This window comes from Moraxella sp. CTOTU47616 (genome assembly GCF_032017465.1).
Taxonomy (GTDB): Bacteria; Pseudomonadota; Gammaproteobacteria; order Pseudomonadales; family Moraxellaceae; genus Faucicola; species Faucicola tetraodonis.
This window is the reverse complement of sequence record NZ_DALZPU010000005.1, coordinates 181910-203975: the sequence shown is the minus strand read 5'-3', so window position 1 is coordinate 203975 and position 22066 is coordinate 181910. Positions and strand designations below refer to the sequence as shown.

Here is a 22066-nt window from a genome sequence, read left to right as displayed (position 1 = left end):
TATTAATCGATTATGTGGCTTATCCTAGCATATTTTTTAATCGTGAACAGGTTCTCATAAAATTAAGCTAGAATACAGCATCAAGGGCAGCGCTAAAAGCTCTAAAATGGACCTGGAAATAAAATAAACTGGGAACTTGCCATTCAGCATCTTTAGGTCTGCATAAAAATTGTACTATGATACTGTCAATCCGTAGTATTTTATATAAATGGCATTCTACATAAATTTTTCAACCAAAGATACGTCAAACTTGGCTTTGGTAATCTTGTTTGCCTGCGCCAAGGCAATATCTGCATCAGTAGGTCCCGCCCATTGACACGCTTGCTGATAAAATAACGATAAGATAGTTCTAAACCCTGCTGTATCCGCATCGGTCAACGACATTGTCAACGCACTTTGTTTGTCCCCACCAAAAAACTGATCAAAAAAGTGAATCATGGTTAAGGTTAAAGCCTGATTGGTTTCTGCCTTGCGAGCTAATAGCCCAAAACCACGAGATTTTGATGAATTATGATGCTGATGAATCGTCTGCCTGACACTGTCTAAAATTTGGCTGCCCAATAATGGTGAAAATTGCGCCGTAAAACTATCAATCAGTAACTCAAAGGCGGCTATTTGGTTAGATGTTTGGCTAAATATTGGGCTAGATATTGGGTCAGGTTTTTGGTTAGCGATAGCTACTTGACTGGATGATGGGTGATTTACTAGCCTATTTTGCCCCAAATTAGGGATATCATGGGTTATCGGTTGGGGGTTGACTGCACCCATTTGATAATCACTCAGCGCTTTCATTAGACTTCGACGGATATTTGAGCGATATTCTTTGGTTGGATTGTCTTGCGTAATTTCATGGACAAAACGCTGGATTTGGTAAGGCGTAATATCGGCATAATCTTTATGAAAGATGTCCATGGCTTTACGGATATCAGCATCTTTTAAAAACGGTGTTAACGCAGATTTGATAGTAGCTTCTTTGTTCATGACGGGGCCAAATATTTAAAGTTAATAAAATTACAATGGACGCAAATGACTGTATTGGGTCGGGTACCTGTGACGACAGAGCATACAGGCACCGCAAAAATTTAAAACTAGTGCCGCTCAGTTAGCGTTTGCTGACTAAATAAGCTATCTTGGAATTCAGGGTAAGCCCCTTCGGCATGTTCGGTAAAGTCGAGCCCGCGTTGCTCATGCTGTGCAAGTACGCGAAGACCGATGGTTTTTTCTATCACAAAATACACCACCATACCCAGTCCAAACGACCAAACAAACATTGCCGCGATGCCCATCAGCTGTACGATAATACGATGGCTGTCGAATAAATCACCTTCATAAAACAGCCCTGCTGCCAGCGTACCCCACACACCGCCGCCCACATGCACGGCAACGGCATACACCGCATCATCCATTTGAACATTATCCAATAACCGCTTCACCGCCAAATACGCCAAACATGCACCAACACCGGTAACAATCGCATACACAGGCGACATGGTCGCACAGCCTGCGGTAATGGCGACCAATCCTGCAAGGCTGATATTGACCGTATCACTCAATAAAATTGCCTTACGCATCACCCCTGAAATCAGCAAATAAGCCGTCACCGCACTCACCCCTGCTAGATGGGTATTTAGCATGATTTTGCCCAAGTTGCCTGAGCTGGTCAGTGTAGAACCTGCGTTAAATCCAAACCACGCCAACCATAGGATAAAGCCGCCCAATGTGACCAGCGTGAGATTATGACCGGCAATCAAGCGCGGCGTGCCATCAGGGGCAAAGCGACCAATACGCGGTCCAAGGACGATAATACCCGCGAGCGCTAACCACCCACCGACAGAGTGCACCACCGAAGAGCCGGCAAAATCAATAAATCCAAGCTGGGTAAGCCAGCCTTGACCGCCATAATAACCACCCCATGCCCAACTTGCTACGACGGGATAAATCAGTCCGCAAGTCATCAACGTACCAATCAGATACCCTGAAAATTTAATACGCTCCGCCATCGCACCACTGGCAATGGTGGCGGCGGTGGAAGCAAACATCATCTGAAAAAACAAATGTGCCCATTGCATATTGCTAAGCTGCTCTGGTAAAAACTCGCTTTGACCCACGTAACCTGTGGGGTTGTTGCCTGCCATCAAACCATAGCCCAAAATATAAAAAATTAACCCGCCAATCGCCATGTCGGTGTAGTTTTTCATCAACACATTCACGGTATTTTTACTACGCACTGAGCCTGATTCAATGAGCGCAAAGCCCGCCTGCATAAAGAACACCAGCAAACCGCCAATAACCACCCACATCACATTTTGGTAGTCATAGAGCTGCTCATTGGTGGGCGTCGCAGCGTACACCGAGGAATGTTGATAAAAAACCATCATGGATAATAGCCCTTTATAGGCTTTCTTAAGCCGTTTACTCGTATGCCGTTGAACCGTATTGTTTAATTTTCTCATGAAGCTCTTACCCTTATGCCCTTATGCCCTCGATAAAAAACTATCGCTCAATTATTAATCAGTTTTGCCAAGACAAGGAATGCAAATTGTGTACCAAACAAGAAAATAATTAAAAAATAGCGGGTTTTGACAACGCATAAAAAAGCGCTTTAAGTCGTGATGACTTAAAGCGCTAATGGTTGAGGTTAATGGCTATAAGGACTCGTTATCTGAAGTCTTACCTGTTTTATGGATATCTTCAGTGGGATTGCCTTCTGTCACCGTACCATCATTGGTGGGATTATCGTCCTTAGCTTTTGGATTAAAGGCTTTATTACGCGCATCGGCATTTTCAAGCCACAGCGCGTTTAAAATCGCCAATAATACCGCAAACCCCAATCCTAATATCCACGCAAAATACCACATTGTGTTCTCCTATTAAGTTGCCTGCATTTGGGTCAGTAAAGTGAATGCTCTTGCTCTCGAACATAAGCCTTGGTCACTTTACCGCGCATCACGCTATATGCCCAGCTGGTGTAGCCTACAATCATCGGTAATAACACCACCACGACAAACAACATAATCATCAAGGTAAGATGACTCGATACACTGTCCCAAACCGTCAAGCTTGAACGTGGATCGCTAGAGGATGGCATGACAAACGGAAACAGCGCCACCCCTGCGGTCATAATCACACTAAGCACAGCAATACTGGATGCGATAAATGCGCTCAAGGTTTTACGCGCTTTTAACAATATTGCCGTGACAATCGGCATGATGACACCAAGTGCAGGAAATGCCCATGCCAGTGGATACTGATGATAATTTGCCATCCATGCGCCCGCTTGACGCGTCACCTCTTTATTGAGCACATTTGGTAAGGCTTGGGGGTCAATGGGGCTGGTGATATGATAGCCGTCAATCGATTGTATCCATACCCCTGCCAGCACAAACAACACTGCCATTACCATACTACTGATAGCAGCGTAGTTAAGAGTACGATTTTGTACCTCATCGAGGGTGCGATGCGCTAAATATGCTCCCCCTTGCATAATCAACATAGACGCACTAATCAAGCCACACAGTAGGGCAAATGGATTAAGTAATGCCCAAAATGAGCCTGTGTAAGTCGATACCAAATGGTTGTTAAAACTAAAAGGCACGCCTAAAAACAAATTACCAAATGCCACGCCAAACACCACAGCCGGGATAAATGAACCCACAAACAACCCCCAGTCCCACGCTTTGCGCCAGGTTGGATTGTGTATCATACTGCGATATTTAAACCCCACCGGGCGGAAAAATAACGCCCACAATACTGCCATCAACGCCCAATAAAAACCGCTAAAGGCAGTGGCATACACCATCGGCCATGCCGCAAAAATCGCGCCACCTGCCGTGATAAACCATACTTGGTTACCCTCCCAGTGCGGACCAATGGTATTGATAATCACCCGGCGCTCTTCATCATCTTTGCCGACAAAAGGCAGTAACGAACACACGCCCATATCATGCCCATCCATGATAGCAAACCCAATGAGCAGCGCACCGACCAATAACCACCAAATAATTTTGAGTGTTTCATAATCAAACAACATGATTCACCTCGGCTGTATCATGGGGCAAATTTAATGAAGGACTCACGTGCACCTTGTGAGTATCTTCGCCATAGTATTTGCCCGTACCTAGACTTGCGGGTCCTTTACGGGCATATTTCACCATCAAGTACATTTCAATCATCAGCAGCACCGTATAAAAACCAACAAATCCCGCCAGCGAGGCATACACATTCGCCACGCTAATGTTGGAGGTTGAAAAATAGGTTGGCAACATGCCATAAATCGTCCAAGGTTGACGCCCATACTCGGCAACAAACCAACCAAATTCCGCAGCAAGCCAAGGCGCAGGCAGCATCAATAATGCCCAACGTAACAGCCAAGGTTTTTGGATAAAGTTGCCTTTGACACTTGACCAAAGACTAATCGTAAACAATGCCAACAATAAAAAGCCCAAACCTACCATGGCACGAAATGACCAAAACATCGGGATAATAGGTGGAATAGTGGCATCGGTGGCCTGTTTAATCATTGCCGGCGTGGCTTTGCTGACATCTGGCGAATAGCGTTTGAGCAATAACCCAAAGCCCAAGTCTTTTTTTACCTTTTCAAACTCCGCCACTGTCACAGGATTTGGGGTTGAACCTGGAGGCGCACTGCGTAATTGATCCAGTAGCACCACCGCTTTTTGACCATTGATGATACGTTTTTCATTGATAATTTTGATGTCATGGATGCCCAAAATCGGGGTATCTAGCGAGCGCGTCCCAATTAAGCCCATCACATACGGAATTTGCACTGCCCAGTTGTTTTTTTGCTCGGCTTGGTTGATATCGGCAATCAAATTAAAACTGGCAGGCGCAGGCTCGGTTTCCCACATCGCCTCTATCGCTGCCATTTTGGTTTGCTGTGCCAAGCCGATGGAATATCCCGACTCATCACCCAGCACGATGGTGCTACAAATCGACGCAAAACCAAATGCCGCCGCGACTTGAAAGCTGCGTTTGGCAAATTCGACATCGCGTTTTTTGAGCAAATACCACGCTGAGATGGCAAGCACAAAGGTCGCTCCCACCGTATAGCCGGCAGAGACGGTATGTACGAATTTGTTCTGCGCCTCAGGGTTAAATAATACTGCCGCAAAATCGGTCATTTCCATGCGCATAGTCTGGTAACTAAACTCTGCGCCAACCGGATTTTGCATCCACCCATTGGCAATCAAAATCCACAATGCGGATAGATTGGTACCCAGCGCCATCAACATAGTCACTAGCAAATGCTGTCCGCGTGACAGTCTATCCCAACCAAAGAAAAACAGTCCAACCATGGTCGATTCTAAAAAAAATGCCATCAAGCCTTCAATGGCAAGCGGCGCACCAAAAACATCGCCGACATATTGTGAGTAGTACGCCCAGTTGGTACCAAACTGGAATTCCATGGTGATTCCGGTGGTGACACCCAAGGCAAAGTTGATGCCAAACAGTTTGCCCCAAAAACGCGTCATGTCTTTCCACACTTCTTTGCCTGTCATCACGTACATGGATTCCATGATGACCAGCAGCCACACCATGCCCAGTGTGAGTGGTACAAATAAAAAATGATATAACGCCGTGACTGCAAATTGCAGACGGGAAATATCGACGAGATGTTCTGTTATCATGTTGACTCCTTGGTTTGACAACCAATTCAGATGTCAATTACCCTCATGCGTGGTTAAAAAAGGGTAATGTTTTTATTTACAAACATTATATAAATCTATAAATTATTTGTCATGCGGCATAATGTCGCACCTGACTACAAAATACTATGATGAGTATGGCGTTGCTGCTACCATCTTCTCATACCCTGTCAAAGATGGTGATAGTTGAATGAGTGATAGTTTATGGGTCTGTTGAGGGTAATATTTTAAAGTGGGGTCGTTCATCGCTTTACTTATTTAATTGTCTTTTATATGGCTTTTTATATGCCTTTATCAAGGTTTTATCAACCCTCATTGGTAGGCAGTGTGTTTACACTTTTTTATCTCATTGCCTTGATGAGCATGATTTGTCGTACCTAACCCGTGCTTGATACGCTATGATATGTCCATTGATTTTATCGTTACTGTTAACCAACCATGTCTGAAACTTCTGCTGTCAACCAAACCCTTCGTCACTATGCCGCTATGGCAAAGCGACCGATTTATATGGCATGGGGACTGTCAGTTGTGTCCACGCTAGTATTGATCGTGCAGTCTTGGCTGATTGCGGTCATCTTTGCAGATTGGTTAACACAAATCGCCCATCACCGCCCTGCCACTGACGTATTTTTTGATTATCTGCCGTGGCTGATGGGGTGTCTGTTGCTACGTCCTTTACTGCATTTTTGCAAAGACCAGCTGGCGTTAGACGCGGGGCTACAAGTAGCCGGCATCCTACGAAAAACGCTAGTTGAAAAACTGGCACAAGTAGGTGCAGCGCGGGACCAGTATGGCAGTGATGGCGGGCTTGCCAGTATGGTGATTGAGCAATGTGACGCCTTAACGGGCTATGTCAGCCGTTTTTATCTGCAACGACTGATTGTGGTGACCACGCCTATCATGCTATTAGTTGCGGCAGCGACCCAAAGCTGGATAGCAACGCTGATTTTACTGCTGACAGCACCGCTAGTCCCTGTATTTATGGTATTAATTGGTCATGCCACCGCCCGTAAAAGTCGGCAACAATTTGCCGCGATGGCACAGCTGAGCGGGCGATTTTTGGATTGGTTACGTGGCACAGCCACACTGCAACGGCTGGATGCTGTCGGGCACGCGAGTCAAGATATAGACGCCTCAGCCGAAGCCTACCGTATGCGCACCATGTCGGTACTCAAAATTGCGTTTTTAAACACCGCAGCGCTAGAACTGTTAGCCGCGCTGTCGATTGCGCTACTTGCCGTGTATTTGGGTTTTGGTTTAATCGGTATTTTACCTTGGCAAAAAAACACGGTGCCTGTGCCTTACCAGTCGGCGCTATTTTTACTGCTGTTGGCACCTGAATTTTATGCCCCGCTACGTCAGTTGGGCGCGGATTATCATGTCAAAGCGCAAGCGGAAGGCGCGATTGCCGAATTATCACCCTTGTTAGCTTTTCAGTCAGCGGAAAACACAAAAGCTAACCCCTCTATCTTAACTGCGCCCCCTGCCATTGACGCGGATAATATTTGGGTCAATCATCAGCAACGCACACGGCTCGCGCCGTTAAGTTTTGCTATTGCCGCAGGGGAACGGTTGGCGATTGTCGGTCAAAGTGGCAGCGGCAAATCCACCCTATTGCAAATTTTTTTGGGTTTTTGTGCCTATCAAGGCGATATCTTTATTAATAACCAAAATTTTAACACCATCAATTCCACGCAATTTCGCCACCAAATCGCCTATTTGTCACAGCAAACCATGCTACTGCCGATGAGTATCGCCGATAATTTGCGCCTGCCAAACCCAACCGCCAGTGATGACAAACTATGGCAAATTCTTGCGCAAGTGGGGTTAAAACCTTTGATAAAAGCACTGCCAAATCAGCTAGATACTCAGTTAGGTGAACGTGGTAGCGGCTTGTCCGGTGGACAGCAGCGACGATTGGCAATAGCCCAGTTACTCTTGCAAGACGCACAGCTTTGGCTACTCGATGAACCCACTGAGCATTTAGATAGTGACACCGCAGCCGAGATTAATGCGCTATTACAACAAGTGACGAGGGGGAAAACCGTGTTATGGGTGACGCACGATGCCACAAAACTGCCTTGGCTGGATCGGCAAATAAGCCTTGATATTGCATCTACTTTGGCGAAGGCGTAACGGTATGACAGACTCTACTAGTGAAAAAAATAGCGAAAATAAACTTGCTAGTGAAAATAGGCTTATTAATCAAAATAGCCGTGTCAACACTCACCGGCAAAAAAAATCAAACAGTCATCAAACCTTTCGTTTAACCCAGCTGTTTAGCACGCAGCTAGATAAATGGCTCATTGCTGCCTGTTTAGCCATGATGACTGCGTTATCCGTGATTGGCCTATTGATGACGTCAGGGTGGTTTATTTCTGCGGCAGCAATGACAGGGATGGTGGCGCTGGGCTCACACAGTTTTAATTATCTGGTACCGGCAGCGATTATCCGTGTGATGGCGATGGTACGTACCGCAGGACGCTATGGTGAAATGATGGTGTCCCACCATGCGGTGTTTGGTTTGTTGCAGCGGCTGCGAGTGCGTTTTTTTAACCAGTTTTCACGCCTGCCACTGGCAAATTTATCAATTACCTTACAATCTACCCATGCCATGCACCGTTTAACCCATGATATTGATGTGCTCAATGAGTTGCCACTGCGCGTGGTATCGCCTTGGCTAGTCGCGACAACCGCGAGCTTGCTAGTAGCCACCTTACTTTATCAGTATGAGGTTAGCCCCGTCTTGATTGCCATATTTTTAATCGCCGGTTTGATGTTGCCTACCATGCTGACATGGCGTAGTATCAAGCACGCCCGCGCTCATCAGGCATTGGCAGAGTCTAGGCGTGTCAGTTTGCTCAATCCGCTATCGGCACTTACCCATTTATTGATTTGGCAGCGCTGGCAATCCGAATTGACTGCTTTTAACAGCGTCGACACTCAACATACGCATCAGCAAAAGCGCATCCAGCGCGCCCAGTCATTGGTCATGCTCATCATGCAGTGGCTGATGGCAGCGGTTTTGGTCGGCTTGTTAGTGGGTTTTTATCACACGCCCCTTGTCATCAGTGTGCCGATGCTGCTTGCGCTATTCCTCGGTATCATGGGCATGACTGACTTGCTAGCGCCGTTAGTCACCCATTCGCTAGCCCTTGGCAATAGTTTGGCAGCACAACATCAACTCAATGAATTACTCAATCCTTCGCTACAACCTAGCCATCATTTAAACCATGATTTAGCCCCTTTACCCATTGATGTTACGCGCCTAAATGCGCCACTTACACTCACCATCCATCATCTAGCTGCCAAAATGCCGCAGGCGATTGTCGGTTTCAAAGCTATCAGCTTGACTGCCACCCAAGGCATCCCTGTATTGATTACGGGACGCTCGGGCGCGGGAAAATCAACACTGTTACAAGTGCTGGCTCGTGAACTAGCACCGCAACAAGGCAGCATAGAGCTCAATGGTAGGGATTGGCTAGCGTTACACGATACGCCCGCGCTCACAGGTTATCTGGGGCAGCAGATTGATATTTTTGACCAGACCTTGGCGACCAATTTAAGATTGGGCAACGCCGATGCCAGTGATGAACAGCTTTGGCAAGTGCTGGGTAAGGTTGGACTCAAAGACTGGGCGCGCAGTCAGCCGCTACAATTACAGACCCCGCTAGGAGAATACGGGCAAGCTATTTCCGGTGGACAAGCCAGACGCATTGCCTTGGCACGGCTATTACTTAGCCCAAAAAAAATCTTGCTGCTAGATGAGCCGTTTGCAGGACTTGATAAAAAAAGCCGTGAAGCACTGTGGCAAATGCTGGTACAGCATCAGCAGCAAGGCATTTTAATCATTGTCACCCACCATCTTTGGCAAACCGAGTGTCCAATTAATATCGTGCAATTACCTGAGCCTGATGTTTTAATTTAACCTGTCTAGGGAAAAATTAATTTGACAGGCAAAAAAATTGATAAAAACATTTTTGAATATTGTTGCCGGCGTTTATGCAAAGCAAATTGTTTAATCCGATTGCTATAACCTACCTAGCCTGATTCTGCGTTATCGCTAAGTCTCTGCTGTCTTAATTTTTGTATGATAGTACTATCCAATCAAGGGTTATCAACAACTATATTAACAACCGCAGGAAAACCTATGAACTTAGCAAAATTTAACCCCTCATTTTTAGCCACTGGGCTTAGTGTAGCCTTGCTTAGTGTTGTTACAGGTGCGACACTCACCGCCTGTGCGAGCACCTCAGCGGCACCACAAGCACAAAAAATGCAAAAACGCCATCCAGCCAATGCCAAGAACTTTGAGCAACGCTTACAAGCCATGCAGGCCAACGCCCAAGCAGCCGCCAATGCCAGCATCAGTGCCTCTCAAGCAGTCGCCTTGGTACAAAAACAAACCGCAAACACACGCATCGTTGGCGTACGCTATCATGACAGTAGCAACCGACCCAACCCAAACCCTGCCCGTAGCGGCAACAACGCTAATAACAACATCGTCGGCTACCGGGTCATGACCCTTAATGCGAATGGTCAACCACAACTGTATATCGTCAATGCGTCTAATGGTCAAGTGAGCCAAGCAACTATGCCATCACGGCCATCACGCCCAGCGCGTCCGCAACAAACTAATAACCCCACTAATAACCCCAACAACAATCAACCACCTGCGCCGCCTGCCATCAATATCAGCCTAGAACGCGCCATGCAATTGGCAGCGAACCAAGTGGGTGGTGAAGCCATTGGCGCACATTTAGGTGGGGATAAAGGGGGTAAAATGGGTCATGGTCCTCGTGACGGTCAACGCCGCCCTAACAGAGACCCACAAATGGGCAATACAGGCATGCCGCCTGCAGCAAATCCTGCCCAAAATCAACCACCTAGAACTCCAAGCTATCAGATTGAGGTGGTGAAAGGTCAAGAAGTCTACCATGTCAAAGTTGATGCCCAAACAGGTGCCGTGAGCGATGTTAAATCATTTAACGACTTCAAACGTCGTGCGCCTACTCAGCCATAATTGAGTGCCAAATGGCAACCTTGCTTATGAGCAACACCGTCATTCTTAGAATGGCGGTTTTTTGTGTTATAGTTTATTTATTGAACAGTATTCGTGTATAAAGGTAACCCAATGAGAGTATTACTCGTCGAAGATGACGTATTCATTGCCGACAGTCTGATTGATAGTCTAGAAGAAGAAGCGTATGCGGTAGACTGGGCAAAAGATGGGCGAGAAGCGATTTTGACCCTCAAAGTCGAATCGTATGACGTGATTTTGCTGGATTTGGGCTTACCAGAAATTGACGGCATGAGCGTGTTAGAGACGCTTCGCAGTGCCAAAATCGATACGCCTGTACTGGTGCTGACCGCCCGAGACCAAATCAAAGACCGCGTGAAAGGGCTGGATGCTGGGGCAGATGACTATATGACTAAGCCATTTGCGATGAGTGAATTGCTTGCTCGTATGCGTGTGTTGGTGCGCCGCTCACAAGGCAATAGCCAAAACACCCTACAAGTCGGCGACTTAACCCTCGATATCAATGCCAAACGCCTCAAACGTGACGGCATAGAAATCGATATTACCGCCAAAGAATACATGCTGCTCACCACTTTTATGACCGCGCCCGATAAAGTGTTTTCTAAAAGTGAATTGGAAAATTCTATCTACAATTGGGAAGCCGGGATAGAGAGCAATGCCATTGAATTTTTAATCTATGGACTGCGCAAAAAAATTGGTCAAAAACGGATTAAAAACATCCGTGGTTTAGGCTGGTATATCAGCGCCGAAGCCCAAGACTAACAAAAAGTGATAAAAAAAGGCCTCAAAAAAACATCCAGACAATGACCGCCAAATAGCGGCGAAAATGACCATGACTACCCCTACAAAAACCGCCCTTCCCTTGCAAAAATCGTTGCAAAAATCACTGCAAAAACAGTTGCTGGTCTGGATCCTTGGCACGTTACTATCGATTGGCATTTTGGTACAGATTGCGGTATTTTGCTATACCTATCAAGAGTTTAACACCTCACAAGAAACCAATCTTAGCTATCTTGCTGAGCTGGTTAGCTCGCGCGCGGCCCTGCGACCCCCTCCCCGTAACCTGAAGCCTAATAGGCGTCTATCAAACCCAGATAACGATTTTGCACCGCATGACTTACCACCGCCTAGACCACCTCTACCAGCTAAGATAGCTTCTGCCCCTAGCAGTAGCACGCCGACCATGGTTTTCTCATCCAATGATGAAAGCAACGTACTACAGTATCAAGGCGTTAAAGACGGTGTGCAAGTTGATATCTTCCCGGCCCGTTTTGGCAAAATTGACACCAATTTTATTGAGCCAATGGCTCACCCGCAATTGATTAACACCCCTATTGGTTTTAGTGAATTAACCCTTGATGGTGAAATCTGGAAAGTCTTTCGTAAAGACACCCCAAGGCGGGTGATTTTTGTGCGTCAACCTGTCGAATGGCAGAAAAAAATTGCGTTAAAATCGGCTTGGCAATCTATTATTCCAATTTTACTAACGACCCTATTGCTGCTTGCCCTATTGCCTTGGGTATTAAAGCGCGTATTGCGTCCGATTCAGATATTAGCTAGGCAAATGGCAAAACGTCATGGTCAAGATCTCAGCTTGATCGAGCTACCCACTGACAGCCAACATCGCTCGATTCTGCCCAGCGAGCTCATGCCCTTGGTCATTGAAATCAATGCCTTGTTACAACGGGTTGACGCGCATATCCAAAACCAAAATCGCTTTATCGCGGATGCCGCGCATGAGCTACGCTCGCCATTGACCGCAATCTCACTGCAAGTGCAACAACTGCAAAAATACAGTCAAGACGCGGCGATGTATAGCGACCCTGCAAGGCAAGCCAAATTCAAACAAAACATTCATAAGCTCGCTGTCAGAGTGGAACACAATCAACATCTGGTGGAACAGCTACTTACCCTTGCCCGTATGGACGCCCAGCAATCACAGCTGACCGAGCGCACCAACACGCCCACCGATTTAATCGCAGTGCTACGAGAAGCCATCAAACTGCTATTTCCGATTGCCGATAGCAAAGACCAAACCCTGTCGGTTGACAATCATCTCGCCGCGCTGGGTACGTCAGCGACGCAGGTCAGTCTAGATGAAACTGCCTTGTTTATCCTCCTCAAAAATTTACTGCAAAATGCCATTTTATATACCCCAACCACAGGCAATATCGCGGTTGTCATTGACCACATGACTATCGAAGATTTAACGCAGTCGTCAAGCAGCACCGATTCGACCCATGCCACGCAAGATACCCGTGCCAACTTCGCCAACGCATTGACCCCGACCCCTGTGTTGGTGAACAACGCTAGCAACACACCCAATCACCGCGCAAAACGACTCATCGTCCAAGTTGCCGATACGGGCATTGGCATTGATGCAGCGCATTATCAAGACGTCTTTCAACCTTTTTACCGCGTCAATCAAAATGCGTCGAGCGCATCACTAGCACAAGGACAAACAAGCAGTACACAAACCCATAGTGATACTGCCAAAAAATCTTTTTCCTCCAAAGACACAAGTACCCATTCAGGTTTCACGGTAATTGGCGGTACCGGCTTAGGTTTATCGATTGTTTATCAAATTTGTCAACAAGCCAATATCGATATTTATCTGAGTCCTACGCAAGTGGTTGAGAATAACGCCCAAACCACTGCCACCACCCAAGGCTTAACGGTAACCTTGGTGTTTCAGCCTGCCTCAAAAACAACGTAATTTTATCAAATCATCGCTGCTTTTTTTAAATCATTGTTCAATCTAGTTTTCTCAAACGTATAATTGCGGTATAAAGTACAACAACTATGCTTGGGTAAAACGGAAGTCAACTTTACGATGTTTGATTTTATATTGAAAAAAAATAAAAAAAATGCGCTAGACTCAATGCATGACAAGCCATCGGGTGTGTTTAATAAACTGGTATTTTATAGCAGTTTATTCGCTGTATTGCTTGCGATTATTGAGACAGGGTTTGATTTTAAAGTTTGGTTGCATGGCGTGGCTTCGACGTTTTATTTAATCGTGCTTGGGCTTAATTTTATTGAGTTATTGAGTCAATATGTGCAAAAAGGTATACGCTCAAAGCTTGTGCTAACGTTTGATTTGTCCATTGCTTTATTAGTCATTGCGCTATTGGTGACACATTTTTTTGCCGATAATAGTTCTTTTTTATACAAATTCCTGTTTGAAAAATCGCTGATAAAAATTGCGTTGTTGGTTTCTTTTATTCGTCAGTTATTGGTGATGGAGTTCAGCTTTAAGATAGTCGTTGCCCATCCTGCCCAGTTGTTTATTTTAAGTTTTCTATTGCTTATTTTGCTCGGCACGTTTTTGCTGATGATGCCAAATGCCACTTATGGTCATATTGCGTTTGTTGATGCTCTATTTACTGCCACGAGTGCGGTGTGTATCACAGGTCTGGCGGTAAAAGATACAGGCGCTTTTTTTACCCCATTGGGTCAAATCATTATCATGTGTTTGTTTCAATTGGGCGGCTTAGGGATTTTGACTTTTGCCACTTATTTTAGCTATTTTTTTCGAGGGCGCATCAGTTATCAGACACAGCTACAGATTGGGCATGTGACCTCAGCCAATCGTATGAGTGATGTGCTAAAGACGCTCAAAGTAATTTTTGCGGTCACGTTTGCGGTGGAGTCCGTGGCAGCCATGGCGATTTATCTCAGTATGCTTGATGTCCCTATGAGTATCCATCGCCGCATCTTTTTTTCGGTTTTTCATGCCATCTCTGCATTTTGTAATGCAGGTTTTTCAACGATGAGTGATAGCTTATATGAGTTACAACTGCGCTTTAATTATCCGTTACAAATGGTTGTGGCGGTGACGTTTTTGTTTGGGGGGTTGGGGTTTGCGATAGTTGCCAATGTCGTGGAATATTTGCGCCATCAGGTGATGCGCCTGCTGTTTCCTAACCGCTCACGATATGGTGCCAAGCCGTGGTTACTAAGTATCAATAGTCGCATTAGTTTAGTGACGACCCTGTCCTTGCTAGTGCTTGCCTTTGTCAGTGTGCTTGTATTTGAGTGGCAAGGTACCTTAACTGAGCATACCAGTGTCATCGGCAAACTTGTGACAGGGTTTTTTGTGGCAGCTGCACCGCGCTCATCAGGAATCAACGTGGTAGACATGGCACAGCTAGCGCCACCGACTGTGATGCTTACCATTGCATTGATGTGGGTCGGGGCAGCCCCAAACTCTACAGGCGGTGGTATCAAAACCACGACTTTTGCGGTCGCTGTGCTCAATATTGTGTCACTGGCACGCGGCTATTCTCGTATCGAAGTATTTCGTCGTGAAATTGCGGATATCTCAGTGAAGCGGGCATTTGCGATTATCTGTTTGTCAGTGATTATCATTGCGTTTGGTTGTACGTTAATACGCTGGGCAGAGCCCAACATGAGTATGACAGAAGTGTTATTTGAAAGTGTTTCTGCTTACACCACCACAGGTTTAAGCTTAGGCATCACCCCGCATTTAAGTGCGTTTAGCAAATCCGTACTGATTGGGCTGATGTTTTGTGGACGGGTTGGGGCATTGACCATCTTAATTGCCTTATTAAATCGCCCAAGGCATCAAAGCTATCGCTATCCTAGCGAAGAGATTATTATCACCTAAAGATAAATTGATAAGGTATAGATATGAAATACATCATCGTCGGTCTAGGCAATTTTGGCTCATCACTTGCCACCAAACTCACCAGTCAAGGACATGAGGTCATTGGTATTGATATCGACATGGATAAAGTTGAGCGCTACAAAGAATCCATTTCGCACACGATTTGTATCGATTCTACCAGTGAAAATGCCGTCTCGGGGTTACCCATTGCCCAGACAGATGTGGTACTCATTACCATTGGCGAAGACCAAGGGCAAAACGTGATGGTCACTGCGCTATTCAAAAATCTTAATGCCAAATATATCATTAGCCGAGCCATTAACCCACTGCACGAAAAAGTGCTACAAGCATTGGGGGTTGATGACATCATCCAGCCCGAAAACGAGGCGGCAACCCACTGGGCAAAGAAACTGTCGCTAACTGGCTTAATTGATTCATTTGAACTCGATAACGATTATAGTATCGTTCAAATACAGACACCGCCTACATTTTACGGTAAAACAGTTCACGCGCTTGATTTAATCAATCAATTTAATGTGATGCTATTAACCACCATTTCATTTCACCAAAACCAATTTGGTTTTGGTCGAAATCAAACTAAATCCAAAATCGATGGCATTGTGCATCCAGATTTTGTCATTGAGCCTGATACGGTTTTAGTATTATTTGGGGAAACCAATGACTTAAGACGGCTGTTCAAGTATATGCACGCATCCCAGAATTCATAACAATAGCTCATCAAAGCATCTAGTCGTTGTGGCTAATTTTTTGATTGTCGCTAGGCTTCTTGTGTTTTAACCACGGCTTGTGACCTTGTAAGCCGTCAGCCAAAATTTTTGGTCACAAAATGGTCACGTTTTGGTCACAAGCCTTGGGTCACATTAGTTTTAATAATATATCCTTCAGAGCATGTCTAGTCACTTAACAATCAGTCAGTCAAAAAATGGTTGATAAGTAAAAAATTTGTCGAAGAAATAATTTTTTTATATTCAATCACTTAACTAAACACCAAGACGAAAAAAACCTCAAATCAGGGGAGATTTGAGGCATAAAACTTTAAAAAATTCGTTTTTAAATCCACTAAAATAAGTGGCGCAGCGGACGGGACTCGAACCCGCGACCCCCGGCGTGACAGGCCGGTATTCTAACCAACTGAACTACCACTGCACGGTAGCTGATGACGACGACCCAAACTTGTCAAATTGGTGGGTCGTGACGGATTCGAACCGCCGACATTCTGCGTGTAAGGCAGACGCTCTACCAACTGAGCTAACGACCCTGACAGGCAATCTATAAGCCAATCAAGTTGCTTCAATATCATCGAAGTGACGCGTATTATATAGACTTATCATGGATTGTCAACTAGTTATTTAAAGATTTTTTCGATATCTTTTTGCAAACTTGGCATCGCTTTTTCAAATTGGCTTGTGTCACCTATCAGGGTCGGCATCATCACCTGCACAAACTCACTGGAAACTTGCGATTGTTTGCTCAAGATGCGTTGTCCCATTGGGGTCTCATAAAATTGGTTGAGGGCATCGACTTCAGCTTGGGTATAGGTTCTTTTGGCAATTGCTTGATAAGCTTGTTGCAGTTGCTGTTTAGAGATGGGTTGGTCTAATTGCTGTCCCAAGATGGTGCTATATTTAACAAAGATATTTTTAAGTTGTTTTTGCGCATGACGGCTAAAAATACCCGCATTTTCATCTGTAGGCAATTCTTGAGGTAGCCCTTTCATCATACTGGCCGCTTGCTGACGTTGGGCAATCATTTCATCAATCATTTTATCGATATGTAGCACCTTGATAAGCTTGTCAAGCGATGCATCCGTGGGCTGGGTTTGCAATTCGTTGATAGTCGTAACTGGTGGTTGAGCACTAACTGGGTTGTTCTGAATGATTAATTCGGCGTAAGCAGGATGAACCAGCATAGTCATGCTAGATGATACCAATAAGGCTAGCCCTGCTAACTTTTTAGCGGTTAATGACCATAATAGGCGTAACGGTTTGTTGGATTTTATAGAGGGATATTTATGACGCATTTTTCTGTCTACTCGATATCACATTGGGGAATGTTGTTACTTTGAAAACGCAATGCTTTACGCATCTGTGCGGCTTTTTGGCGGCATTCTTGCGGGCTATCTTTGATTTCAAGGGGTGGTACACGGGTGGGCTTGCCATATTTATCCACCGCTACCATGGTAAAGTAACAACTGTTGGTATGGCGTATCGTACGGTTTTGGATATTTTCTGCTTGCACTCGAATACCCACTTCCATCGAAGTTTTGCCCACATAATTGACGCTTGCCAAAAAGGTGACTAACTCCCCTACATGAATCGGCTCACGAAAAATCACTTGATCCACCGATAGCGTCACCACGTAGCTACCGCTATAGCGACTGGCACAAGCATAAGCCACTTGGTCAAGCATTTTTAATAAATCACCGCCATGCACATTGCCGGTGAAATTTGCCAAATCAGGCGTCATCAGCACAGACATGGTAAGTTCGTTTTGTAAAGGGGCAACTTGCAAATTTTGCTGTAATTCAACGGAATTAGCCACAATGAAGATCCTTCTTAATTCATATAACAACTATCATAAAAAATTATTAACCTCGGCATCTCAGATGTGAACTAACATAGCTGTAAATCAATGCTGTGAGCCAACTTGACCCATATGGCGATGCCTTAATCGCTAAAGTAGCAAATTCGTCTTATCACCACAATAGCCAATCAGTAACTGACTGATTACTAGCCAAAATCTAGTTGAATAATAAAAAAATCCGAATATTTTTGATATAGGGCTTGACAGTCACAGTTAATTTGCTAAAATACGCACCACTTAAACGCTGCGATGATTTTTGCAGGTTTAACAAAAAATTCTACCGCTTATTCTCCAATAGCTCAGTCGGTAGAGCAATGGACTGTTAATCCATGTGTCCCTGGTTCGAGCCCAGGTTGGAGAGCCATATTAAGAAGACCTTTAACATCGCTTGTTAAAGGTCTTTTTTTTATGTGGCATTTTTTATCTATCGTTATTGCTATGGGTCATTTTGCATCATGAATTTTATTGATATTTTTTGCTAAAAAATGCTTGACTCATTTTTTAAATCTCAGTAATATACGCACCACTTGATTATCTGTTCTCCAATAGCTCAGTCGGTAGAGCAATGGACTGTTAATCCATGTGTCCCTGGTTCGAGCCCAGGTTGGAGAGCCAATCAAGCCAAATTCTGTTGTATATTTTGAACCCGTTCCCTTGTGAATGGGTTTTTTTATGAGCAAAGTTTAGCAATTTGCTGTTTAATACGCTTTTGTTTGATACCCTATTATCTCACCTGCTAAAGTACTTAAGATACTATTGATAAGGTACTAGTTATGACGCTGTCGTTTTCCCCTACCCAATCACAATTTTTGACCCTACAACAAGCGATTAATAAAGACCGCATCACCCAGCTAGTGAGCGATCATCAGCAAGGTAAACTGTCACCAGAAGATAAATCTTACTATGAAAACTTAATCACCCAATTTATCGAGCTAATCAAGCTGCCTGATAGCGCGCATTTAGCCATGCAGCTTTTACCAGAATTCAAAATCACCGTGCCAGCCTTGCTTGATGGCATGGCTTATCGCGCAGTGTCCGATAAAAGCCCGAAAGCGTGTGTGTTTGCGGCATATATGATTGACCAATCGCTGTTGCAGCGCGATATGACGCCCCTGTTTAATGTGATTATTGAACTCGGTACGCCTGAGCTGTGGGTTGAATTGGTAAAAAAAGTGAATAATGCCCCTGCCGATCGCATCGTTGAGAAGGTTTATCAATGTGATAAATCGGTACAGGCCTATTGGGAACAACAAATTTTGTAAAGAAATTTCGCCTGATTGTCGCGTGCAGCGTTAAGCTAATGCAACATTTGGCTAAGATTTTTGTAGGAATTTTACGTTTGCCTTGCTTGTTTCTCGCCAATGAAATAATTACACTAGGTTAAAGATATCTAATTGTGCTAAATTTTCCGTCTAATTGATAAACTGGTTACATCTAGCTTCATTGCTAAAAATTGATCACACGCGAGGCATGCAAATGATTACTAAAATCAAAAAAAATCAACAAGTCATGGTTCCTATTCATATCAAAATCACTGAAGAAATGCGGGATTTGTTAACCCAAGTCGCCAAAAGCCATGGGTTTCCACGTATTCAAGGCTTGATCCGCTTATATATTCGCCGGGGACTCGATGCCGAGAATGTCGGCTACTCACTCGCCAAAGACAGCCGTTTTATCGAAAAGCTGAAGCGTCAAGGGGTGGCTGATGAGGTGATTTTTGAAGCGATTGAGGAGACAGCCAATGAGCCAGCAGCCAAAGCAAACGATACGGCAAAACCTTAAGCATTTTTAGCCCCATAAAAAAGCCCAAAACGCAAATGTTTTGGGTTTTTTAAGATTTACCAACGCTTTTATAGACTTATGTAACGTGCCAGAGCAGCGAGTTATTAACAATGTGATAACGTATCAGCAAGGTAATTTTCAACATTATTGTTAAACTGTAATGGGTTACATGGAGGCACTAAAACAACCCGTTGTATCAATATTTTTAGACTCAGGATTGGTGGGTTTTGAGCGTTTTTTGCTTCAATATTTTGCTTAACATTAGCGCAAGTTATGAAGCCCAGGTATTAAGCCAAGGTATTCAATATAGTTATCTAACTTTTTATTTAGCTTTCTTTTGCTAATATTTTTTGCATTAACGTAAAAAAATGCTTGCATTGTTATTTCACTTGTATATAATAGCCACCACAATTTGGAAGCTTGGCAGAGCGGTTGAATGCACCGGTCTTGAAAACCGGCAAGGGTGCGAGCCCTTCGAGAGTTCGAATCTCTCAGCTTCCGCCATATTGAAAAAACCCCTAACTTGATTAAGTTTTGGGGTTTTTTATTGCCTAAGATTTATCCTTATGAATATCATTCTTTTACCGCAAAATACCTCATCGACCGCTATTATTGATGATAAAACGAGCGTGATGCATTTAAAACAGGTGCTTAAAGTGGCATTGGGCGATACGGTGAAAGTCGGTATCAAAAATGGTCATTTAGGCACAGCGGTTGTCAGTAATATCCACGATTCAAGCATCGAATTATCGCAAATCCACTGTACTATTGCACCACCTGCCAAACTTCCGCTGACTGTTATTTTGGCAATTCCCCGCCCCAAGGTATTGCGTCGTCTATTTTTGGACATGACGGCGATGGGTGTCCAGCATATTATCTTGGTCAATAGTTACCGTAGTGAAAAAAGCTACTGGCAGACCCCTTTTTTAACTCAGCTCGATAACTATATCCATGAAGGCCTACAACAAGCCTGCGATACCGTAAGCCCGACCGTGAGCCTCAAAAAACGCTTAAAACCCTTTGTTGAAGATGAACTACCTGCTTTAATCGCAGGTAAACAGGCTATTTTGGCACATCCTTATGCCAATGAGCAGTTTACCCAAGTGTGGGACAATGCCCTGCCACATGTGCTAGTGATTGGGGCTGAAGGCGGCTGGATCGATTATGAAGTCGAATTATTCAAAACCGCTGGCTGCCAAGCGGCGCATATTGGCAATCGTATCTTACGCACTGAGAATGCCGTGAGTGTGCTATGCGGTCATGCACTGTTAACTAGCCAATAAAATAGTCCATAAGAACAGCCCTACATTGCCGTCAGATAACCTGCTATCGCCAAAGTTAAGCCGACGCGAGTCTGAAAAAATCATTACAACAACATAACAATTTTGTCTTGGGATTGATTTTGCATAAGGGTGTATGATATTTCCTGCTTCATGTCATAACGATAAAATTAAATAATATTGCATAACTAGATAAAATAACGAGATAAAAAGGAAAGCTGATGAAAGCGAGTGATATCTTAGATAACGCGACGTTTATGCCTTTTACTGCCCCACCTTGTTCGAATGGTCCTTACGAATTTTTTGACCGCGAATACTTTATTATCACCTACCGCACCGATCCCGAAAAACTGCGCGCTATTGTACCTGAGCCACTCCAAATCACTGATGACGCACTGGTGAGTTACGAGTTTATCCGTATGCCCAACAGCACAGGATTTGGCAACTATACCGAATCAGGACAAGTGATCGAAGTGATTGATGCCGAAGGCCGTCATGCCAATTATACCCATTGTATGTTTTTAGATGACTTTGGACCTACCGCGGGCGGGCGTGAGCTGTGGGGTTTTCCAAAAAAAATGGCGTCGCCTGTATTAACCGTTGACAACAACGACACCCTACTTGGCACCCTCGACTATGGCAGTGTGCGCGTAGCCACAGGCACTATGGCATATAAATATGATGAGCTGGACAAAGCCACTGTCAAAGCCAATATGGAAAAAACGCCCAATTATTTGTTAAAACTTATTCCCCATGTCGATGGCACGCCGCGTATTTGCGAGTTGGTGCGTTATTATTTGACCGATGTAGAAGTTAAAGCAGCCTATACAGGACCTGCTACCTTACAGTTGTTTGACCATGTGATGGCACCCGTGTCGAAATTACCTGTGTTAGAAATTGTAAAAACCTCTCACATTATTGCTAATCTCACTCTGGCGTTGGGAGAAGTAGCGGTAGACTATATTGCCGATGCGCAAGCCCGTCCCGATAGTAACTTTCAATAATTAACTTTCAATAATTAATTTTTAATAATTAAAACCGTCATAATAAAACCACTTTGTCA

At 44.6% G+C, this 22066-nt stretch carries 18 protein-coding genes and 5 tRNA genes; 14 read left to right on the top strand and 9 right to left on the bottom strand.

From position 1 onward, the window contains the following. Positions 1 to 216: 216 nt before the first annotated feature. The 5 genes from RTS10_RS07890 to RTS10_RS07870 all read right to left on the bottom strand — a co-directional run bounded on the left by RTS10_RS07890 (position 217) and on the right by RTS10_RS07870 (position 5648). Complete coding sequence (locus tag RTS10_RS07890; protein ID WP_312539875.1) at positions 217 to 981, bottom strand: hypothetical protein; 765 nt, start codon at positions 979 to 981, stop codon at positions 217 to 219. Between the two features lie 107 nt (positions 982 to 1088). Further along, positions 1089 to 2378, bottom strand: coding sequence for an ammonium transporter (locus RTS10_RS07885; protein WP_312539881.1), 1290 nt, complete (start codon positions 2376 to 2378; stop codon positions 1089 to 1091). Positions 2379 to 2645: 267 nt separating this feature from the next. After that, positions 2646 to 2858 (bottom strand): cytochrome bd-I oxidase subunit CydX, encoded by a 213-nt coding sequence (gene cydX / locus RTS10_RS11005; RefSeq protein ID WP_007116301.1) that lies wholly within the window; start codon positions 2856 to 2858, stop codon positions 2646 to 2648. A 32-nt stretch (positions 2859 to 2890) separates the two neighbouring features. Continuing rightward, positions 2891 to 4027 carry a cytochrome d ubiquinol oxidase subunit II gene (gene cydB, locus RTS10_RS07875; protein ID WP_312384602.1) on the bottom strand — a complete coding sequence of 379 codons (1137 nt, stop codon included), beginning with the start codon at positions 4025 to 4027 and terminating at the stop codon, positions 2891 to 2893. Next, on the bottom strand, positions 4020 to 5648 hold the full coding sequence (locus RTS10_RS07870; RefSeq protein WP_312539874.1) for a cytochrome ubiquinol oxidase subunit I: 1629 nt from the start codon (positions 5646 to 5648) through the stop codon (positions 4020 to 4022). The genes cydB and RTS10_RS07870 overlap by 8 nt, the downstream gene beginning before the upstream one ends. A gap of 456 nt (positions 5649 to 6104) precedes the next feature. On the opposite strand from RTS10_RS07870, the gene cydD reads away from it, so the two are divergent. The 7 genes from cydD (at position 6105) to RTS10_RS07835 (ending at position 16065) form a co-directional block, all read left to right on the top strand. After that, positions 6105 to 7802 carry a thiol reductant ABC exporter subunit CydD gene (gene cydD, locus RTS10_RS07865; RefSeq protein WP_312539873.1) on the top strand — a complete coding sequence of 566 codons (1698 nt, stop codon included), beginning with the start codon at positions 6105 to 6107 and terminating at the stop codon, positions 7800 to 7802. 4 nt (positions 7803 to 7806) lie between these two features. Then, positions 7807 to 9594: an amino acid ABC transporter ATP-binding/permease protein gene (locus RTS10_RS07860; protein WP_312539872.1), complete on the top strand. Its 1788-nt coding sequence runs from the start codon at positions 7807 to 7809 to the stop codon at positions 9592 to 9594. A 222-nt stretch (positions 9595 to 9816) separates the two neighbouring features. After that, positions 9817 to 10689 carry a PepSY domain-containing protein gene (locus tag RTS10_RS07855; protein ID WP_312539871.1) on the top strand — a complete coding sequence of 291 codons (873 nt, stop codon included), beginning with the start codon at positions 9817 to 9819 and terminating at the stop codon, positions 10687 to 10689. Positions 10690 to 10800: 111 nt separating this feature from the next. Further along, on the top strand, positions 10801 to 11469 hold the full coding sequence (locus RTS10_RS07850; RefSeq protein ID WP_036603962.1) for a response regulator: 669 nt from the start codon (positions 10801 to 10803) through the stop codon (positions 11467 to 11469). Between the two features lie 70 nt (positions 11470 to 11539). Beyond that, on the top strand, positions 11540 to 13423 hold the full coding sequence (locus RTS10_RS07845) for a sensor histidine kinase (RefSeq protein WP_312539870.1): 1884 nt from the start codon (positions 11540 to 11542) through the stop codon (positions 13421 to 13423). A gap of 132 nt (positions 13424 to 13555) precedes the next feature. After that, entirely contained in the window at positions 13556 to 15337 is a 1782-nt protein-coding gene (locus tag RTS10_RS07840) for a TrkH family potassium uptake protein (RefSeq protein WP_312539869.1), read from the top strand. A gap of 23 nt (positions 15338 to 15360) precedes the next feature. Next, a complete protein-coding gene (locus tag RTS10_RS07835; RefSeq protein ID WP_135889249.1) occupies positions 15361 to 16065 on the top strand; it encodes a potassium channel family protein in 705 nt (234 codons plus the stop codon). A gap of 362 nt (positions 16066 to 16427) precedes the next feature. Here RTS10_RS07835 and RTS10_RS07830 read toward each other — a convergent pair. The 4 genes from RTS10_RS07830 to RTS10_RS07815 form a co-directional block, all read right to left on the bottom strand. Continuing rightward, positions 16428 to 16504, bottom strand: a tRNA-Asp gene (locus RTS10_RS07830). A 36-nt stretch (positions 16505 to 16540) separates the two neighbouring features. Then, a tRNA-Val gene (locus RTS10_RS07825) sits at positions 16541 to 16616 on the bottom strand. Between the two features lie 87 nt (positions 16617 to 16703). Further along, positions 16704 to 17273, bottom strand: a complete 570-nt coding sequence (locus RTS10_RS07820; RefSeq protein ID WP_312539868.1) for a DUF2059 domain-containing protein — start codon at positions 17271 to 17273, stop codon at positions 16704 to 16706. Between the two features lie 113 nt (positions 17274 to 17386). Further along, positions 17387 to 17836 (bottom strand): acyl-CoA thioesterase, encoded by a 450-nt coding sequence (locus tag RTS10_RS07815; RefSeq protein ID WP_050772869.1) that lies wholly within the window; start codon positions 17834 to 17836, stop codon positions 17387 to 17389. Positions 17837 to 18229: 393 nt separating this feature from the next. On the opposite strand from RTS10_RS07815, the gene RTS10_RS07810 reads away from it, so the two are divergent. The 7 genes from RTS10_RS07810 to RTS10_RS07780 all read left to right on the top strand — a co-directional run bounded on the left by RTS10_RS07810 (position 18230) and on the right by RTS10_RS07780 (position 22007). Further along, positions 18230 to 18305 (top strand) — tRNA-Asn (locus RTS10_RS07810). A gap of 175 nt (positions 18306 to 18480) precedes the next feature. After that, a tRNA-Asn gene (locus tag RTS10_RS07805) sits at positions 18481 to 18556 on the top strand. Positions 18557 to 18714: 158 nt separating this feature from the next. Next, positions 18715 to 19203: a hypothetical protein gene (locus RTS10_RS07800; RefSeq protein WP_219331010.1), complete on the top strand. Its 489-nt coding sequence runs from the start codon at positions 18715 to 18717 to the stop codon at positions 19201 to 19203. A gap of 214 nt (positions 19204 to 19417) precedes the next feature. Continuing rightward, positions 19418 to 19723 (top strand): CopG family transcriptional regulator, encoded by a 306-nt coding sequence (locus tag RTS10_RS07795; protein WP_312539867.1) that lies wholly within the window; start codon positions 19418 to 19420, stop codon positions 19721 to 19723. 414 nt (positions 19724 to 20137) lie between these two features. Further along, positions 20138 to 20227 (top strand) — tRNA-Ser (locus tag RTS10_RS07790). 62 nt (positions 20228 to 20289) lie between these two features. Beyond that, a complete protein-coding gene (locus tag RTS10_RS07785; protein WP_312539865.1) occupies positions 20290 to 21006 on the top strand; it encodes a 16S rRNA (uracil(1498)-N(3))-methyltransferase in 717 nt (238 codons plus the stop codon). A 218-nt stretch (positions 21007 to 21224) separates the two neighbouring features. Next, positions 21225 to 22007, top strand: a complete 783-nt coding sequence (locus RTS10_RS07780) for an acetoacetate decarboxylase (RefSeq protein ID WP_312539863.1) — start codon at positions 21225 to 21227, stop codon at positions 22005 to 22007. The last annotated feature ends 59 nt before the right edge of the window (positions 22008 to 22066 follow it).

Coding starts and splice junctions, on each gene's coding strand:
- RTS10_RS07890 (WP_312539875.1), bottom strand. CDS start 981: ATGAACAAAGAAGCTACTATCAAATCTGCGTTAACACCGTTTTTAAAA.
- RTS10_RS07885 (WP_312539881.1), bottom strand. CDS start 2,378: ATGATGGTTTTTTATCAACATTCCTCGGTGTACGCTGCGACGCCCACC.
- cydX (WP_007116301.1), bottom strand. CDS start 2,858: ATGTGGTATTTTGCGTGGATATTAGGATTGGGGTTTGCGGTATTATTG.
- RTS10_RS07870 (WP_312539874.1), bottom strand. CDS start 5,648: ATGATAACAGAACATCTCGTCGATATTTCCCGTCTGCAATTTGCAGTC.
- cydD (WP_312539873.1), top strand. CDS start 6,105: ATGTCTGAAACTTCTGCTGTCAACCAAACCCTTCGTCACTATGCCGCT.
- RTS10_RS07860 (WP_312539872.1), top strand. CDS start 7,807: ATGACAGACTCTACTAGTGAAAAAAATAGCGAAAATAAACTTGCTAGT.
- RTS10_RS07855 (WP_312539871.1), top strand. CDS start 9,817: ATGAACTTAGCAAAATTTAACCCCTCATTTTTAGCCACTGGGCTTAGT.
- RTS10_RS07850 (WP_036603962.1), top strand. CDS start 10,801: ATGAGAGTATTACTCGTCGAAGATGACGTATTCATTGCCGACAGTCTG.
- RTS10_RS07845 (WP_312539870.1), top strand. CDS start 11,540: ATGACTACCCCTACAAAAACCGCCCTTCCCTTGCAAAAATCGTTGCAA.
- RTS10_RS07835 (WP_135889249.1), top strand. CDS start 15,361: ATGAAATACATCATCGTCGGTCTAGGCAATTTTGGCTCATCACTTGCC.
- RTS10_RS07820 (WP_312539868.1), bottom strand. CDS start 17,273: ATGACTATGCTGGTTCATCCTGCTTACGCCGAATTAATCATTCAGAAC.
- RTS10_RS07815 (WP_050772869.1), bottom strand. CDS start 17,836: ATGTCTGTGCTGATGACGCCTGATTTGGCAAATTTCACCGGCAATGTG.
- RTS10_RS07800 (WP_219331010.1), top strand. CDS start 18,715: ATGACGCTGTCGTTTTCCCCTACCCAATCACAATTTTTGACCCTACAA.
- RTS10_RS07795 (WP_312539867.1), top strand. CDS start 19,418: ATGATTACTAAAATCAAAAAAAATCAACAAGTCATGGTTCCTATTCAT.
- RTS10_RS07785 (WP_312539865.1), top strand. CDS start 20,290: ATGAATATCATTCTTTTACCGCAAAATACCTCATCGACCGCTATTATT.
- RTS10_RS07780 (WP_312539863.1), top strand. CDS start 21,225: ATGAAAGCGAGTGATATCTTAGATAACGCGACGTTTATGCCTTTTACT.